We start from the raw sequence: 18296 nt of genomic DNA on the forward strand, positions 1-18296 counted from the left end.
TTAAGGTGCCTGAACAGCTTGTTGTTTCTCGCTTTTTACCTGATTTTGCAGATGATCACGGCCGTTCGTATAGTGTTGCGCTCTTATCGGGTTTTTCAGCGCGGCAAGATATCTGCCTGCATGTAGGGACATCAGATTCGCAAATCCCCGGTTTGCATCAGTCGGCAACGAACAGGTCACGCGCGGCGCGTACGACCCGGCTGATATGGTCGGCGACGGCGGCGACCCCGCGGGTGTCCTTGGTATCGGGATGAAGCAGCATCCAGTAATTTCGGGTAAAGCGGATATCGGGCAGCAGGCGGACCAGGTCGGCCACATCACGGGTGGCGTAATCATGCAGAATGCCAATGCCATGCCCGTTGCGCACTGCTTCCATCTGGGCCACGACACTGCCGCATTCAAATCGGCGCTTCATCAGTTTGCCAAGGCGGGCGGCGTAGTCAAGCGCACGGCTGTAAATCAGGTCTTCGATATGAGTGACAAACAGCCGGTCGGTCAGGTCGCGTTCAGACCGTATAGCGCCATATTGTTTTATGTAGCTTTGGGAGGCATAGACGCTGAGCGTGTAATCGGTCAGTTTTTTGATCACCAGCCGCCCCTGTTTGGGGCGATCAAGGGTGATGGCGATGTCGGCTTCGCGTTGGGACAGCGAAAAGGTGCGCGGGAGGGGCACCAGTTGGATCACCAGATCGGGATGTTTTGCCGCAAAGCCCGCCAGTTCACGCGCCAGAAAGTAGTTGCCAAGCCCGTCAGGCACGCCAACGCGCACGGTGCCTGCGATGCCTTCTGCTCGGCTGGGGAAGGCGGTGCCGACTTTAAGGAAGGCGGATTCAGCGGCTTCTGCCGCACCCATTAATGCCTTTCCTGCCTCTGTCAGTTCCGATCCGGTGGTGCGCCGTTCGACAAGCTTGGTGCCCAGTTCCTGTTCAAGCGCGGTCAGTTGCCGACCGACCGTGGCATGGTTCAGGCCAAGCTGACGGGCCGCCGAGAGGATCTGCCCCTGGCGTGCGACGGCCAGAAAGATGCGAATGCGGTCCCAATCCATGATCTATTGACTTTAAAAATTGCACATCGAATTTGCAATAATGATAATTGATGTGCATCCATATGCATATCCATAATTAAACCACTTTGCGGACGGTCTTCTTATGATCCGCAACAAAAGATCATCACGATTATCGGGAGAAGCCGAATGTCCAGCCAGATCACCCATTACATCAACGGCAAACGTGTCGCCGGGACTTCCGGCCGGACAGCGGCCGTGTTCAACCCGGCCACCGGTCAGCAGAGTGCGACGGTTGACCTTGCATCGAAGGCCGATGTCCGTGCCGCGGTGGAAAGCGCACGTGCAGTGGCTGCCGAATGGGCCAACACCACGCCGCTGCGTCGTGCCCGTATTCTCAATAAATTCCTTGGTATCCTTGAAAGCCGTTCCGAAGAACTGGCCGCCGCGATCACTGCCGAGCATGGCAAGGTGCTTTCGGATGCGCTGGGCGAGGTCACCCGCGGGATCGAGGTTGTTGAGTTTGCCACCGGCGCGCCGCAGCTTTTGAAGGGCGAGTTCACCGAAAATGTCGGCACCAAGGTTGACAGCCATTCGGTGCGTCAGCCGCTTGGCATTGTGGCCGGTATTACGCCGTTCAACTTCCCGGCCATGGTGCCGATGTGGATGTTCCCGGTCGCCCTTGCCTGCGGTAACTGTTTCATCCTGAAACCATCCGAACGCGATCCGTCGGCGTCGCTTCTGCTCGCCGAATGGCTGAGCGAAGCAGGTCTTCCCGACGGCGTTTTCAACGTTGTTCAGGGCGACAAGGAAGCGGTTGATGCGCTTTTGTTTGATCCGGATGTCAGCGCGATCAGCTTTGTCGGTTCGACCCCGATTGCGAAATATATCTATGAAACCGCGACTGCGCAGGGCAAGCGTTGCCAGGCGTTGGGCGGTGCGAAAAACCATATGATCGTGATGCCCGATGCCGATATGGATCAGGCGGTTGATGCCCTGATGGGGGCGGCATATGGGTCGGCTGGTGAACGCTGCATGGCGATTTCGGTTGCGGTGCCGGTGGGCAAGGCGACGGCGGATGCGCTGGTTGAAAAGCTTGTCCCGCGCATTAACGAGCTTCGGGTTGCACCGGGGACAGATCCGGCCGCCGAGATGGGGCCGCTTGTGACGGCACAGCATCGCGACAAGGTTGTCGGTTACATCAACAAGGGCGTTGAAGAAGGCGCGAAGCTGGTTGTTGATGGCCGTGACATTCGTTTGCAGGGCTATGAAGACGGTTATTTCGTTGGCGGCACCCTGTTTGACAATGTCACACCCGACATGACGATTTATAAGGAAGAGATTTTCGGTCCGGTTCTGTCGATCGTACGGACCGATGATTTCGAAACCGCGGCTGATCTTGTTGATAGCCACGAATACGGCAATGGCACCGCGATCTTTACCCGCGATGGCGATACGGCGCGTGAATTTGCCAACCGCACCCAGACCGGCATGGTCGGCATCAATGTGCCGATCCCGGTTCCGATGGCGTTCCATTCATTTGGTGGCTGGAAGGCGTCGCTGTTTGGCGATCATCACATGCATGGCATGGAAGGGGTGCGGTTCTATACCCGCCTGAAAACCATTACCTCGCGCTGGCCAACGGGCATTCGCAAGGGTGCGGAATTCGTCATGCCGACGATGAAGTGATTTTCGCAAGATCGTGAAGACATAAGGTGGCAGTCCCGACGGGCTGTCACTTTTTTTGATATGTCTCGCTTTACGCCAATGCTTCGCGACTGGCGAGAGAAAGGGCATTGGTATCTTTATCAAGTTCCAGAATTCTGGAATGAAATTGTTCCAGTGAAGCACGGTGTCCGATGCTGATCAGAATTGTCGCAGGCAGTTCTTCTTTCAGATGGCGGTAGCAGAGGGTTTCCGCGTTTTCATCAAGTGCGGATGTGCTTTCATCAAGGAAGAGAATTTTCGGTTTGCGCAATATGGCGCGGACAAAGGAGCATCGCTGCTGTTCGCCAATGCTGAGTTTCTTTGACCAGTCGGTTTCGTTATCGAGCTGTTCGATCAGGTGCCCCAGTTCAAACCGTTGCAAAGCATGCGATAAGGCCGGATCATTGTCGGCATCAGCAATTTGCGGATACCAGAGAATATCGCGCAGCCTTCCAAGCGGAAAATAGGGTTTCTGGGCCAGGATAAGAGCGTTTTCGGTGTCGTAAGCCGCACTTCCTGAGGCGTTTTTCCACAGGCCGCAAACAGCACGGATCATTGTGGATTTCCCAAAGCCGGATGGCGCACGGATAAGAAGGCTATCCCCCGGTGTCAGTTGCAGGGAAAAATCGCGCAGAAGCGTTTTTTCGCCATCGGGAAGCCACAGGTTAAGTTTCTTGATCTCGAAAGCATGTGGTTGATGGCGGATCTTGACGCCGGAATTGGAGGAAAGGGCATCGAGCCTGTTCTGGAAGCTGGTTAATCGGTCGACGACAGATTTCCATTCGGCAATTTGCGGGAAGACCCGGACAAGATATGCCATGGCTTCGTGAACTTCGCCGAAGGCGGCACTGATCTGGGTCAGCCGACCAAGGGGAAATGCCCCGGCAAAGAATTGAGGTGCCATGATGAACATTGGGATCACGGTGGCCGTGCGCATGTAGAATGTGGAATAGCCAAGCACGATTTTCTGTTTTTTGACCAGTTCCCAGAAGTTCTGAAGGGCGGCCTCCAATCGTGATGCGAAGGTGCGCATTTCGGCTTTTTCGCCACGATATTGCGCAATTGATTCCGCATGTTCGCGAAGGCGCATCAGGGAAAACCGGAAATCAGCCTCGCGGCGTTGCTGCAGGAAATTAAGCCCGGGAAGAGAGCGCCCCAGCCAAAATGCGCCCCCCGTTCCGGCAATTGAATACAGCAAGGCAATCCACACAAGAAGCCCCGGAATAACCAGACTTTCGGTTCCGAATGGGATTGTGACCAGCCCGGACGCGTTCCATAGAATATTCAAGAACGAGAAAAGTGATACCAAGGCCGTCATCAGCCCAAGCCCCAGTTTGAGCGAAATGACGATGAACATATCAATGTCATCGGCGACGCGTTGGTCGGGGTTATCTGTTTCCGGAGAGTCCAGTTGCAACAAGAGATATCGTTGATCCTTCAGCCAATCCTGAAGCGTGTTTGTGATTGACCAGCGCAGCCACCGGATCGTCAGTTTTTGTTGAAAGTGAAAAGCTGCGACAGTGAAGGTCGTGAGGGCGACTTGTAACAGGATGAACTGGCCGCCACTGATCAGGAAGGCGTCGTAATCCAGAGCCTGCAGGGCGTTATAAAAGTTCAGATTCCAGAAATTGTTCAGGATATTGACCCCGACAAGCCCGAGATTCATGAGGATGGTCGCAGCCAGTAACAACAGGGCAGGGACTTTTTCAGACGATGTCCAGAAAGGGCGCGCAAGTCGCCAGAAGCCCTGCAAAGTATTCATGATGCCTCAACTGATCGGGATAAATCAGATTGAGTTTATAGAGGCAGCTCGTTATGGTCGCAATGCTAATAATACTGATTGGCGTTCTCATTTTTTAGCAGGGGGCTTGCTATGGAATTACCAGACTGGCTTTGCCAAACATGGCCCCCCATCCGTCAAGTCATCCGGACAGATCATTGCGGGTTTTCTTCCGTCAGGCTGCAGCAGCTGCCACGGGAAGACGTTCTGTTTCCGATGCTTGATCGGTTTGCCTTGGTCTATCCGGCAGCAAAGCGACCTCCCGTCGCGTCCCAGTGGTCAATGAATTACCTTAGTGTTCTGTTCCCGGCGGTATTGGCCGGAATATTGGCCCGAAATTTGGAAATCCGGGTTTGGGAGGGGGATGTCGAACTTTTGCATGATGATGCCCGGCCTGTGGCATTGAAGGTCATGGAACGGCTTCCGTCATTTTCATCCGACCAGATCGCAGGCTATTGGGAGCGCGTGTTAAACGACCATCTGGACCCGTTGTTTGCGACGATTTCCGCGTGGGGTGGTGTATCGACCAAAGTGCTGTGGGGAAACGTTATCGCGGTCTGGGACGGGGCGTTTGACAGATTGCGCGATGCGCTGGACCCCGAAACCTTTTCCAAGGCCCATCAATGGATGGAGACGCCGGTTGTTGCCGATGGCCGGTTAAAGATTAGAAGCTTGCAACGTATTGTTGCTTCGCCTGTCCCGGATATTTGTTCAAGCATCCCGTTAAGGAAGCATTGCTGTCTGCATTATCTGCTTCATACGCCGGTTGTCGGAAAGCCGGAGGTTTTATGCGAAGCATGTCCGCGATTGCACAGGCAGCCGTTGGCCGAACAGGAGAGCTATCTGCGGTCCATTTACCATGAGCATGGCTGAATTGAGGTGCGACTTATCGGCTCGGTCTGGGTGGTATGTATCTGCATCTTCTGTGTGCTTCTCCTCAAAAAAACTAATTCACTGAAAATACGTGCTTATTATAGCGAATAATAACTATTGTCATTTGCAATTGATCGTGCTTAATCATTCGCAACAGATGTTTCAGGGAGCGGGGGAAGGCGGGAAACGGACAGTGTGAACCTTCTGACTTCTTTACCGCAACGCTTGAAAAAATGTGGTTCTGAATGGGAAGCAAGGTAATGCAAGTTTTCAGTAAAAACTCTTTGGCGCTGGCGGTGGCTTCCAGCGCGCTGGGTATCACGCCGGTATTTGCGGACGAGGAAGTGCCGCAGGAAGTTATTCAGCTAGAAGAGGTTATCGTCACAGGAGAAAAAATCCAGCGCAGTCAGGACAGGACACTTTCGAGTGTTGCGGTCAGCACCAGCGAAGATATCCGCAAAGAAGGAGCGAAGACCCTTCAGGATGTGCTGAGTGGTACGCCCGGCGTCTATACTCAGTCCGGCAACGAAAACTGGGGTATTCGCGGTGTTCCGATCCAAGGGTTTGACGAACAGGGGGCAGCCGCCCTTAACGGTGCGATTTCGGTTTATGTTGACGATGCGATCCAAAGTAACCGTCTGCTGACGGCCAATCCGCTCTCGGTCTGGGATGTTGAGCAGGTTGAAGTTTATCGCGGAGCGCAATCGACCACACAAGGGCGTAACTCGCTTGCCGGTGCGGTGGTGATGAAAACCAAAGACCCGACATTTACCCCCGAATTCGCCGTACAGGGAAATCTTGGCCGCTATGGTGAAAAGGGTTCATCGGCACTTGCCAATGGTGCACTGATTGAAGACAGGTTGGCGGGACGGTTGGCCGTCGATTATCAAACCGAGGATGGATACATCAATAACCCGACATTGGGCGATGATGCCAATCCTTTGCGGTCGGCCAATGTGCGCGGGAAGCTATTGTTCCTGCCGTCGGATGATGTCGATGTGCTGCTGACTTTTTCGCATAATGATCAGCGTGCCGGACTTAATGCGGTTGATGCAAATGACGGTGTGCCAGATTACTTCAATGTATACGAGAATACCGAAACCTATCACAAGTTTGATCAGAATGCGGTAACGGGCAAGCTCGACTGGTATCTGGATGGTGAATGGACATTGACCAGCATCAGTTCGGCGACACTTGTTGATTATAGTGCTGCCCTTGATTTCGACAGGACGCCAACAACGTCGCAGGCGGCTCTTCGCGAGCATGAACAGACCCTTGCCAGTCAGGAAGTTCGGCTTGGTTATGATTATGAAAATCTTACCGGGTTCTTTGGTGCCTATCTTGGCCGGACGACCAGTGATATTGACGACAAGCTTGCCGTAAGCGGGACAACCGTCATGAATGAAAAGGGCAAGGTTGAAATTGACAGTTATGCTCTGTTTGGCGAGGCAAACTGGGAGTTCGTTAATGACTGGACCCTGATTACTGGTCTTCGCTGGGACCATGAGGAAAACCACACCCGGATTGACTACACGGTTGATACGCTTAATTTGGCGACGGACCCTTCTGCAAACGAAAATATCACCTCCAGTGTTTTGCTGCCGAAACTGGGCCTGAGTTATGACGTGACGGAGAACCATCTTGTCGGGGTTACGTGGCAGCGCGGCTATCGCAGTGGGGGGGTGAATCTTCGATCACTTGCCCTTCATACACCTTATGATCCTGAATTTACCGATACTTATGAACTGGCTTGGCGTGGCAATTGGCTGAACCGTCGTTTGCGGACCAATGCCAACATTTATTACACCGACTGGACCGATCAGCAGGTTACGTTCCGTGATAGTAGTGGCAACCGCCAGGTGGCCAATGCGGCTGATAGCCGGATGGCCGGAGCGGAACTTTCGGCGCAATATCTGGTCACATCGCAACTTTCTGTGCATGCCGGTGCGTCTTACAGTGATACCAAGTACAATTCTTTTGTATCGGACGGTGTTGATTATAGCGGCCACGAATTCATGTTTGCGCCGAAATATCAGGCATCCGTCGGGGCCAATTACACCTTTGATAACGGTCTTATGATCGGAACCAATGTTGTCTATCAGGATGACAGCATTTCCAACTTTATCACTAGCGGTTCGACTGTCGTCGGTGAACGGCGTAGCGATCCGGTGACGCTGGTGAATCTGAATGCGGAATATGCCGTTGGCAGCATGACATTTACCGGCTATGTCAAAAACCTGTTTAACGAGCGTTACGTTACAGCCAATCAGAGCGATACAGTCGTCGATGTTGGTGCACCTTTGACTTTCGGGGTGGCAGCGCGTTACGAGTTCTAGAACGTCGTTTTATCTGGGGCGTAGTGCCCAAAATATTTCAGAATTCATAGGGCGGGGAACATTGGTTTCCCGCCCGGTTTTTATTGTGCTTGCGCGAAGAACTTTGAGGAATGCGACCAACGGTTTTGCTTTTCATGTGCTGCTGATCTAATCTTCGAAAAAATAAAAACAAAATGACCGGGAAGATCGGCGGAGGAATATCAATGAGATCGACGGCAATGGGTGCGCCGGAGTTGGCGGCACCATCACCCGCAGCGCAACCGGATGGCAAGCCGGGGCCGGAATTCGGGCCGTGGCTGGAGAAAGCATCGATCCTGATCGTCGATGACGAACCGGGGATGCGCAATTTCCTTGTGCGCACATTGGGACCGCGCGCCAAACGGGTCGAGGAAGCCGCTGATTGCGAGGAAGCGACAAAGCTTCTCGATCAGCATCATTTTGATGTCGTGATCCTTGATAACATCATGCCGGGCAAGTCCGGGGTCGAGTGGCTGACCGAGCAGCGCGAAATAGGTTTCTTTTCCGATGCGATCCTGATGACGGCCTATGCCGATCTGGATACCGCGATCAAGGCATTGCGGGCCGGGGCGGTTGATTTTGTCCTGAAACCGTTTCGGTCCAACCAGATTTTGAATGCGGTGGCGCGCTGCCTTGACCGGATGCGGTTGCGGCGCGAAAACCATGTTTTACGCCATGAATTGCGCGCGACATCCGATCATGTGTTGTTGCGCGACAAGCTGATTGGTTATTCGGCGCAAATCCAGGAAATCCGTGAAACCATTGCAAGGGTAGCACCCCTTCCGACATCGATCCTGATTTCCGGGGAAAGCGGCACGGGCAAGGAAGTGACCGCGCGCTCGTTACACGCGTTGTCCGACCGGGCCGAAAAGCCGTTTGTGCCAATCAATTGTGCGGCCATTCCATCCGAGATGATCGAAGCGGAATTGTTCGGGCATCTGAAAGGGGCCTTTACCGGGGCGCAAACAACGCGCGACGGGCTTTTCATGCATGCGCAGGGTGGCACATTGTTTCTGGATGAGGTCGGGGAATTGTCGCTGGCGACGCAAAGCAAGCTTTTGCGCGCGATTGAAAGTCGCCGTATCCGCCCGGTAGGGTCGGAGCGCGAGGCACCGGTCGACTTGCGGTTTGTCTTTGCCACCAATGCCGATCTGGAGGCAGAGGTCGAAGCGGGCCGGTTCCGTGCCGATCTGTTTTACCGGATCAATGTCATGCATATCGCCATGCCGCCGTTGCGGGAGCGCGGGGATGATGTGCTTGAACTTGCCAGCCTGTTCATGAACAAACTTTCCAAGCAGCTTGGCGTGCCGCAAGTGGCGATGGATGGGGCGGTGCGGGCCGGATTGACGCGATATGACTGGCCTGGGAATGTGCGCGAATTGCGCAACCTTGTCGAGCGCACCCTGATCCTTGGGCGGTTCCCGGCCGAGTTTCGTGATGAACAGGCCGGTGCCGAAGGACATGCCGACCATGACGAAACGTTGGAGGAAATGGAGCGCCGTCACATTATGGCGATGGTGCACAAGACCGACGGCAATCGTAATGAAGCCGCACGGCGTCTGGGCATTTCGCGCAAGACAATTGACCGCAAATTTGCCGATTGGGCCGACTGATGCAGTGGCCGGGCCGCCGCACCAAACGCACCCGGTCTGTGCGGTTCAAATTGCTGGCAATTGCGTTATTGCCAACACTGGTCATCCTGCCGCTTTTGCTGGGCGTGATGATGGTACGTTGGAACAGCAAGTTTGACGCGCTTTTGACATCAAAGGTCAATGGCGACCTGACGATTGCCCATCAGTATTTTACTCATATCCTTGAAACCACCGGCGAACAGATCGAAGCCCTTGGCCAATCAGTGACGTTTCGTGATGTTCTGACATCGGGGGACCGGGCGCGGATCGATGATCTGTTGGCGGCAAAGCGGGCCGAGCTTGGTCTTGATTTCCTGTATATCGCCAATCGGCAGGGGATTGTTTCAGGGGCGTCCCCCCGGCAGGCCACCCCGCGCCTTGATGCCGACTGGCCGGTGATTGCAACAGCCCTTTCGGGGGCGTCCTTGACCGGGGTGGACATCTTTGACAATGCCGATCTGGCGGCGATTTCGCCCGATCTGGCGGCACGCGCGCGGCTTGATCTGGTGCCGACACCCAATGCAGTGCCAACCACGCGCGATGCCGAAACGCGCGGCATGGTTGTGCATTCGGCAAGTCATGTTTCCCTGCCGATGGTGGGGCTGGAGGACATTGATTGCGCGCTGGTCGGGGGCATATTGTTAAACCAGAACCTTGTGTTCATTGATACGATCAATGATCTGGTTTACCGCGAAAGCAGCCTTCCGGAAGGCAGTCAGGGGACGGCGACGCTTTTTCTTGATGATGTGCGAATCAGCACCAATGTGCGGCTGTTTGAAGGGCGACGTGCGCTGGGCACCCGTGTTTCGAGTGCGGTGCGCCAGAATGTTCTGGAAGACGGCAAGGTGTGGCTTGATAGCGCGTTTGTCGTCAATGACTGGTACATTTCAGCCTATGAGCCGATTGTGGACAGCTTTGGCGACCGTGTCGGGATGCTTTATGTCGGGTTCCTTGAAGCGCCGTTTGCCCAGACGAAATATGAAAGCCTTCTGATCATCATTGCGGCGTTTCTGTTTGTCGCGACGCTGAGCGTTCCGATCTTCCTGCGATGGGCGCGCGGTATTTTCAAGCCGCTTGAACGTATGACCCAGACGATTGCACGGGTCGAGAGCGGAGACTTTGGCGCGCGAACCCATATTGATCAGGTGCAGGATGAAATATCGCTGGTGGCGGAACATCTTGATGATCTGCTTGATCAGGTGCAGGAACGTGACAAACGTTTGCGCGCCTGGAACGAGGAACTGAACGCGCGGGTGGATGCGCGCACCAGCGAACTGCGCGAAGCCAACCGCCAGCTTGAAGCGACGACCAAGCAATTGATCATGTCCGAGAAACTGGCAGCCATCGGTGAAATTACCGCCGGTGTGGCCCATGAAATCAACAATCCGGTGGCGGTGCTTCAGGGGAACCTTGATGTGGTGCGTGATTTACTGGGCGAAAATGTGCGAATTGCCGAAACCGAATTCCGCCTGATTGACGAACAGGTCAGCCGTATCAACCTGATTGTCACCAAGCTTCTGCAATTTGCCAAACCCGAAGAATATGCCGGATTTGTCGAACGCCATTCACCAGGCGAGGTGATTGGCGACTGCCTGCCGCTGGTGCAGCATCTGTTGAACAAGGCCGATATCGAGGTTGCGCGCGAGAGCCGGGCCAGACGGCTTATTCTGATGAACCGGACGGAATTGCAGCAGGTGGTGGTCAATCTGATGGTCAATGCCCTGCATGCCATGCCCGGAAGTGGCACCCTGACCCTGATTGACGAGGATTTTGATCGAAACGGAAAACCTGGCATTCGCATTTCGATCCGCGATACGGGAACGGGGATGTCGTCCGACATACTGGGGCGTATTTTCGATCCTTTCTATACGACCAAGCGCCGCGAAGGCACGGGGTTGGGCTTATCGATCAGCAAAACCCTGATTGACCGGCAGGGCGGGGCCATGGCGGTTGAGAGCGAGCCAGGCAAGGGCACGTTATTCACCATCTGGTTGCCTGAAGCGGATTGATTGTTCTGCCATTAGGTTGGACATTTTGTCCGGATGGTGCATTGCACAGTAAAAATTTGTTGGACATTTTGTCCACCCGCGTGCGCTGCAACATGATGATTGTCTTTCCAAAACTTCCAGAAAATCAGGCAACAGGCTGAATGGCATAGCGATTGCGACGGTGTGGTTTCCGGGTCTTACCGATATGGCCTTGCAGCATTCATCCGATTTGGGGGGATGGGGCCACCGGATGAACATAATACCGGGAGGAAAAACACAAATGTTTGATCGCCTTAAAAAAGAACATATCGTCGCAGGGGACGATTTCAATCGCTGGAAAGTTCCGCCAGCATCCATCGCCATTCATCTTTGTATCGGCTCTGTCTATGCTTGGTCGATTTTCAACCCGCCACTGATCAAGGAATTCGGCGTGGTTGCGTCAAGCTCTGGTGACTGGGGCCTGCAATCTGTTGTCTGGATTTTCTCAGTCGCGATTGTATTTCTGGGATTGGCCGCGGCATTTGGCGGAAAATGGCTTGAAGAAGTCGGCCCTCGTATGGTGGGTGTTGTTGCCGCATTTTGCTGGGGCGGAGGTTTCATCATCGGTGGCATGGGCATTGCGACCCATCAGCTTTGGCTGGTTTATCTGGGTTATGGCGCGCTTGGCGGTTGTGGCCTTGGGCTTGGCTATGTGTCGCCGGTATCAACTCTGATCCGCTGGTTCCCGGACCGTCGCGGCATGGCAACCGGTATGGCGATCATGGGCTTTGGCGGTGGTGCGATGATCGCAACGCCGATCAAGGAAAGCCTGCTTTCATTCTTCTATAAGGTGCCGGAATATCTTGGCCCGGAAAGTGCCGTGAACCTTGTCACCGAAGGCGGCAAGCGTATGGCCGAAGTCGGCGGCCAGATGGTCGAGGTTGTTGTCGCCGGTGCGGCACAGGTTGCGTCGGCGCCGGTGACGATCGAGCAGGGCGTATATGTTGCGGGCACGGGCAATACCGGTGCGGCGGCGACCTTCTTTACGCTTGGCATTGCCTATTTCATCGTCATGGTCATTGCGGCGTTTTCGTATCGTGTACCGCGCGAAGGATGGCTCCCGGCTGGCTGGACACCGCCGACCGCGGATACTGCATCCAAGCGCATGATCACCCAGAACAACGTTCATATCGATCAGGCCCTGAAAACCCCGCAATTCTATATGCTTTGGATCGTGCTGTGCTTTAACGTGACGGCAGGCATCGGGGTGATTGGCGTTGCCAAAACCATGATGAGCGAGATTTTCGGCAGCACCCTGCCGCTGGTGGTCAATTCCGGCTTTGCCGCGACCTATGTGTTCATGATTTCGGTCTTTAACATGTGTGGCCGGTTTTTCTGGGCGTCGATTTCGGACTATATTGGACGCAAGAATACCTACTACTGCTTCTTCATCCTTGGCATCATCCTGTATCTGTCGATCCCGTATGCAGCGGGGCAGGTCAGTGTGAACCCGGTCGTGACGTGGCTTGTGATGTTCTATGGCGCAACCATGATCATCTTCACCATGTATGGTGGCGGTTTTGCGACCATTCCGGCCTATCTGGCAGATGTTTTCGGAACCAAATATGTCGGTGGCATTCATGGTCGTCTTCTGACCGCATGGAGTGTCGCGGGCGTGCTTGGCCCGCTTGCCATCACCCAACTGCGTCAGACATCGGTCGGCAATTCGATCAAGGAGCTGGCTGCCAAGATCGATCCGGCAGCGTTTCAGGCAAAGTTCGGTGCGGGTATGGAACAGCTTGATCAGCTGATTGCGGCCAAAACCGTGACGATTGGCCGTCTGATGGAAATCGCCCCGGCCGGGACGGTTGATCCGACGCCAAGCCTTTATAACACCACCATGTATGCCATGGCGGCCTTGCTGGTGATTGGCCTGATTGCCAACGCGCTGGTCAAGCCGATCCATGACAAGCATTACATGGAAACCGCAGCAGACGAGAGCGATGCCACCGCCCCGGCGGCATCCAAGGCCTGACCCTTGCAGACGCACGATGATGGCAACCGGAATCATCGTGCGTCGTTTGCCGGGTTTTGCGAGAATACCCACACGAAGAAAAAGGTTTTGTTGCAGCTTTGCCGCCCAAATCGGTTAATCTGCCTGCAACAAAACCACCTTAAACGCACCGGCATGGTTGCCATGACCGGGACGGGGCAAGAATGATCGACAAACTGGAAATGTTTATGGTGCTCGCCCGCGAGCAACATTTCGGCCATGCCGCCGAGGAATGCGGCGTAACCCAACCCACCCTGTCAAGCGCCATTCGCCAACTGGAAGAACAGTTGGGCGTGATGCTGGTGCGGCGTGGCTCGCGGTTTCAGGGGCTAACCCTGGAAGGCGAAAGGGTGCTGGACTGGGCGCGCCATATTGTTGGCAGTGCACGGTCCATGCGCGACGAAATGCGCGCCATGCGCCTGGGCCTGACCGGCAAGGTCAAAATTGCCGTCATTCCCACCGCGCTTGCAATGGTGCAGGAACTGACAACCCCCTTTCGCGAGAAACACCCCGACATCACCTTTTCCATCCTGTCGCGTACATCGGGCGAAATTCGCACCTTGCTGGAAAATCTGGAGGTTGATGCCGGCATCACCTATCTGGATAATGAGCCGGTGGGGCGTGTCACCAAAGTACCGCTTTATGATGAACGCTATTTGCTGGTGACGTCGATCCATGCCGATGATGACCACAAGGACAGCATTACCTGGCATGATGCCAGCAAACTGCCCCTGTGCCTGTTAACGTCCGACATGCAAAACCGCCGCATCATTGATGGTCACCTGGCCGAGGCCGGGGCCGAAGCCAATCCAACCCTGGTTTCCGATTCCATGATTGCGCTGTTTTCCCATGTCCAAACCGGCAACTGGGCCAGCATCATGCCGGAAAAAATGATCGAGGCTTTTGGCCTGCCCGACCGCATTCGCGCCATTCCCATCACCGATCCTGATGCCACCCATCAAATCGGCCTGATTGCGGTTAATCGCGAACCGGCAACGCCTGTGGTTTCGGCCTTGTTAAAAGAGGCCGCCAGAATATCCACCCTGGTTTAAGACAGTTTGCCCTCGGCCACCGTTAGGCAATACGACGTTCTGCCATCTCCCAGAACAATCGCGCGGCATGTAACTTTTTATCCGCCAGGGATGCCCGCAATCCGAATTGGCGATAAAGCCCCGGATCAAGCCGCACTGCCGCCACGGCTTTTTTCCCGGTCATCCTGTCATGGCCCGGCAAGGCAGATTCCGGGACAAGAGCAATTCCCTCTCCTGCGCCAACCAGCGCAATCGCACTGCTCCAGTCCCGGACACGAATACGAATATCAGACAATGTCAGCCCGGCATCCGCCAGCAGGCTTTGTGCATGAATTTGGCATCCCCCCGTTGCCAGAACAAAGGGCTGCCCGGCAAGATCGGCAAGAGACACGTTTTTTCGCCGCGCCAAATAATGAGAACGCGGGAAAATGGCCATCCATTCATCCTGCCCCAGTAAAAGCGCGTTATCCTCTGGTGCCGGGTTCAAAACCACCCCCAAATCCACGTGCCCCGCCGCCAGCAGGTTTTCAATTTCACTGTCGTCGCTTTCCAGCAAGGTAAGATTAATATCGGGATACAGCACCCGAAACCGCGCAATCAAACGCGGCAATATGGTGGCATAAACACTGGCAAAAGCCGCCAGTCGAAGGGAAACAGCCTGACGCCCGGCCTCGATCGCGGCTTCCGTTTGAATGGCGTTTAGATGTTTCATGGCACGTCGCGCGTGTTCAAGTGCCCTTTCGCCAAAGGCCGTCAAAAACACGCCATCGGGTTGCCGAACCAGCAATTTTACCGCCAGATTTTCCTCCAGCCCGGCAATGGCCTGGCTCATGGCCGACTGGGTAATACCAATGCGATGTGCAGCAGCCGTAAAGCTGCCGGTTTCCGCAATCGCAATCAGGCTTCTGATTTGTGTGATATTCATATTAGCAATTATAATGAGATAAAAATTTTAAAGTAATTTGTCTTATATTACCGCCGCCGTCAATATCGGGGAAGTTATCCACATATGACAAAGGCTCTGTCATGAAACTCTATTTCGCCCCCAATACCTGTTCGCTCTCGCCCCATATCGTGCTACTGGAAACCGGATTGCCCTACACGCTTGTGCGCGTGGACATGCAAAGCAAAGTGATGTCTGACGGTGGTGATTATCGAGACATAAACCCAAAGGGATATGTCGCGGCGCTGATGCTTGATGATGGCAACATCCTGACCGAAGGGGCCGCAATTTTGCAATATCTGGCCGATCAGGCGCCGGAATCCGGATTGGCCCCAAAACCGGGCACATTTGAACGGGTTCGTTTGCAGGAATGGCTGAACTTCATCACCGGTGAAATTCATGCCGGTTCGGCCCCGCTATTTAACAAAACCCTGCCCCGGGACGTAAAACTCCATTTCAAAACGCGGCTATTCGCCCGGTTTGAATTCGTTGAAAATCATCTCGCAAATCGTGCCTATCTGATGGGAGCCAATTTCACAGTCGCGGATGCCTATTTGTTTACCGTATTGGACTGGATGCGCTTTTTTGAAATCGGCCTGGAAACATGGCCCAAAATAGCGGCCTATAGGGATAAAATTGCAGCGCGACGCGCTGCTGTCACCGCACGCAAACGCGAAGCACAATTCCCGACCGTTTAGAAAGGCGACGCATCACCAACCACCTGAAAAGTCAGCGTCATATGCCCAAAGCGGCGTGTGGCGCTGATAGATATCCAGCCTCACCGCAGATAATAACATTAGATTCAGTAGGGTTATGATAGGATTTTGCTATCGCGTAACGGGAACGCCCTATTGAACCCGGGGACGGTTTTGCCGAAACTGGAAAAAATAAACAAAGACTGCTTTGTGAGAGAGGCTGCATGTCTTTATCTGTGACGTCCGAGGAAGTAACCACCCGGGTCGGTGCCATTTGTGATGGTCTGGCCGGGCTTGAAGGCCCGCTTTTGCCGATCCTGCATGAAGTGCAGGAAGAATTCGGCTTTATTCCCGAAGGTGCCCTTCAGACCATTGCCAAGAAGCTCAATCTCAGCCGGGCGGAAGTCCACGGGGTTGCCAGTTTTTATCATGATTTCCGTGAAGAAAAGCCGGGCAGACACGTGATCAAGATCTGCCGCGCCGAGGCGTGCCAGTCGATGGGCGCGGATGATCTGAGCGATCATGCAAAGCGCAAACTGAAAGTCGACTGGTCGGAAACGACCAGCGACCAGAATGTGACGCTTGAACCGGTTTTCTGTCTTGGGCTTTGTGCCTGTGCGCCGGCCGCCATGGTGGATGGCAAGGTCATCGGACGGGTCAGCAAGGATCGCCTTGATCGCATCCTGAGCGAGGTGGGATCATGACAGTCAAGATTTACGTCCCGCTTGATTCAGGTTCCGTTGCCCTTGGTGCGGACGAAGTCGCAACTGCCATTGCTGCGACGGCGGCGAAACGCGGCGAAGATGTAAAGATCGTGCGTAACGGTTCGTTTGGCATGTACTGGCTGGAGCCGATGGTCGAGGTCGAAACATCGCGCGGTCGTCTGGCCTATGGCCCGGTCGCGGTCGAAGATGTCGATAGTCTGTTTGATGCCGGTTTCCTGAACGGTAGCGATCATAAACGTTACCTTGGCCATACGCAGGATATCCCGTTCCTGAAGGCGCAGACGCGCCTGACCTTCCAGCGGTGCGGGATTATTGATCCGGTGTCGCTTGACGATTACCGTGCCAATGACGGGCTCAAGGGGCTTGAAAATGCCCTTAAGATGACATCCGAGGATATCGTCAAGGCAGTGACGGGTTCAGGTCTGCGCGGGCGCGGTGGTGCCGGTTTCCCGACGGGTATCAAATGGAATACGGTCCGGCAGGCACCGGGCGATCAGAAATACATCGTCTGTAACGCCGACGAAGGCGACAGTGGTACATTTGCCGACCGCATGATCATGGAGGGCGAGCCGTTTGTTCTGATCGAAGGGATGATCATTGCCGGTCTCGCGACCGGGGCGACCAAGGGATATGTCTATACAAGGTCGGAATATCCCGATGCGATCCGCATCATGAACGAAGCGATAGAAGTCGCACGAGCAAACAAACTGCTGGGGCCCAAGGTTCTGGGATCGGATTACGCGTTCGACATGGAAGTCCGCATGGGGGCGGGTGCCTATGTCTGTGGCGAGGAAACCTCGCTTTTGAACAGCATGGAAGGCAAACGGGGCGTTGTTCGCGCCAAGCCGCCGCTTCCAGCACTTGAGGGCTTCATGGCACGACCGACGGTTGTTAACAACGTTATCTCGTTGTGTTCGGTGCCGGTAATCCTTGAAAAGGGTGCGGAATATTACCGCGATTTTGGCATGGGCCGTTCGCGCGGGACCATCCCGATCCAGATCGCGGGCAATGTCAAACATGGCGGCCTTTATGAAACGGCCTTTGGCCTGACACTGGGTGAAATCGTTGATCAGATCGGTGGGGGTACTGCAAGTGGTCGCCCGGTCAAGGCGGTTCAGGTTGGTGGCCCGCTGGGCGCATATTTCCCGCGCGAATTGTTTGACACGCCGTTTGATTACGAGGCATTCGCCAAGGCAGACGGTTTGATCGGTCATGCCGGTGTTGTCGTGTTTGACGACAGTGTCGATATGATGAAACAGGCCCGTTTTGCCATGGAATTCTGTGCGATTGAATCATGTGGCAAATGCACGCCATGCCGCATCGGATCAACACGCGGCACCGAAGTTGTGGATAAAATCGCGCGCGGCGAAGATCCCGAAATGCAAAAGGAACTTCTGGCCGATCTGTGTGAAACGATGAAGTTCGGGTCGCTATGTGCGCTGGGCGGGTTTACGCCCTATCCGGTGATGAGCGCGCTGACCCATTTCCCTGATGATTTCAAGCCCCATGCGCTTGACATAGCCGCGGAGTGAGA

General features: G+C 54.6%; 13 protein-coding genes. 10 read left to right on the forward strand and 3 right to left on the reverse strand.

The window, feature by feature from the left end:
* Positions 1 to 157 precede the first annotated feature (157 nt).
* Positions 158 to 1045 (reverse strand): LysR family transcriptional regulator, encoded by an 888-nt coding sequence (locus ABIE64_RS19955; protein WP_354378371.1) that lies wholly within the window; start codon positions 1043 to 1045, stop codon positions 158 to 160.
* A 147-nt stretch (positions 1046 to 1192) separates the two neighbouring features.
* Here ABIE64_RS19955 and ABIE64_RS19960 point away from each other — a divergent pair, with 147 nt between their 5' ends.
* On the forward strand, positions 1193 to 2692 hold the full coding sequence (locus ABIE64_RS19960; protein WP_037992680.1) for a CoA-acylating methylmalonate-semialdehyde dehydrogenase: 1500 nt from the start codon (positions 1193 to 1195) through the stop codon (positions 2690 to 2692).
* Positions 2693 to 2762: 70 nt separating this feature from the next.
* Here ABIE64_RS19960 and ABIE64_RS19965 read toward each other — a convergent pair whose 3' ends face one another.
* Positions 2763 to 4472 (reverse strand): ABC transporter ATP-binding protein/permease, encoded by a 1710-nt coding sequence (locus ABIE64_RS19965; protein WP_354378372.1) that lies wholly within the window; start codon positions 4470 to 4472, stop codon positions 2763 to 2765.
* Between the two features lie 234 nt (positions 4473 to 4706).
* Here ABIE64_RS19965 and fhuF point away from each other — a divergent pair, with 234 nt between their 5' ends.
* The 6 genes from fhuF (at position 4707) to ABIE64_RS19995 (ending at position 14420) form a co-directional block, all read left to right on the forward strand.
* Entirely contained in the window at positions 4707 to 5363 is a 657-nt protein-coding gene (gene fhuF, locus ABIE64_RS19970) for a siderophore-iron reductase FhuF (RefSeq protein ID WP_354378373.1), read from the forward strand.
* Between the two features lie 260 nt (positions 5364 to 5623).
* A complete protein-coding gene (locus ABIE64_RS19975; RefSeq protein ID WP_341364252.1) occupies positions 5624 to 7699 on the forward strand; it encodes a TonB-dependent receptor in 2076 nt (691 codons plus the stop codon).
* Positions 7700 to 7902: 203 nt separating this feature from the next.
* Positions 7903 to 9330: a sigma-54-dependent transcriptional regulator gene (locus tag ABIE64_RS19980; RefSeq protein ID WP_354378374.1), complete on the forward strand. Its 1428-nt coding sequence runs from the start codon at positions 7903 to 7905 to the stop codon at positions 9328 to 9330.
* Complete coding sequence (locus ABIE64_RS19985) at positions 9330 to 11357, forward strand: sensor histidine kinase (protein WP_354378375.1); 2028 nt, start codon at positions 9330 to 9332, stop codon at positions 11355 to 11357. Before ABIE64_RS19980 ends, ABIE64_RS19985 begins: the two co-directional genes overlap by 1 nt.
* 259 nt (positions 11358 to 11616) lie before the next feature.
* Complete coding sequence (locus tag ABIE64_RS19990) at positions 11617 to 13350, forward strand: OFA family MFS transporter (RefSeq protein WP_354378376.1); 1734 nt, start codon at positions 11617 to 11619, stop codon at positions 13348 to 13350.
* Between the two features lie 182 nt (positions 13351 to 13532).
* Positions 13533 to 14420: a LysR family transcriptional regulator gene (locus tag ABIE64_RS19995; protein WP_354378377.1), complete on the forward strand. Its 888-nt coding sequence runs from the start codon at positions 13533 to 13535 to the stop codon at positions 14418 to 14420.
* A gap of 22 nt (positions 14421 to 14442) precedes the next feature.
* On the opposite strand, the gene ABIE64_RS20000 is transcribed toward ABIE64_RS19995, so the two are convergent.
* Positions 14443 to 15324, reverse strand: a complete 882-nt coding sequence (locus ABIE64_RS20000; protein WP_354378378.1) for a LysR family transcriptional regulator — start codon at positions 15322 to 15324, stop codon at positions 14443 to 14445.
* Between the two features lie 101 nt (positions 15325 to 15425).
* Between ABIE64_RS20000 and gstA the strand changes: the two genes are divergently transcribed.
* From gstA to ABIE64_RS20015, 3 genes are all read left to right on the forward strand, one after another.
* Entirely contained in the window at positions 15426 to 16040 is a 615-nt protein-coding gene (gene gstA, locus ABIE64_RS20005) for a glutathione transferase GstA (RefSeq protein WP_354378379.1), read from the forward strand.
* A gap of 221 nt (positions 16041 to 16261) precedes the next feature.
* Positions 16262 to 16741, forward strand: a complete 480-nt coding sequence (locus ABIE64_RS20010) for a formate dehydrogenase subunit gamma (protein ID WP_354378380.1) — start codon at positions 16262 to 16264, stop codon at positions 16739 to 16741.
* Positions 16738 to 18294, forward strand: coding sequence for a formate dehydrogenase beta subunit (locus ABIE64_RS20015; protein WP_354378381.1), 1557 nt, complete (start codon positions 16738 to 16740; stop codon positions 18292 to 18294). The genes ABIE64_RS20010 and ABIE64_RS20015 overlap by 4 nt, the downstream gene beginning before the upstream one ends.
* Positions 18295 to 18296: the final 2 nt, after the last annotated feature.

This window comes from Thalassospira sp. MBR-102 (genome assembly GCF_040549275.1).
Classification (GTDB): domain Bacteria; phylum Pseudomonadota; class Alphaproteobacteria; order Rhodospirillales; family Thalassospiraceae; genus Thalassospira; species Thalassospira xiamenensis.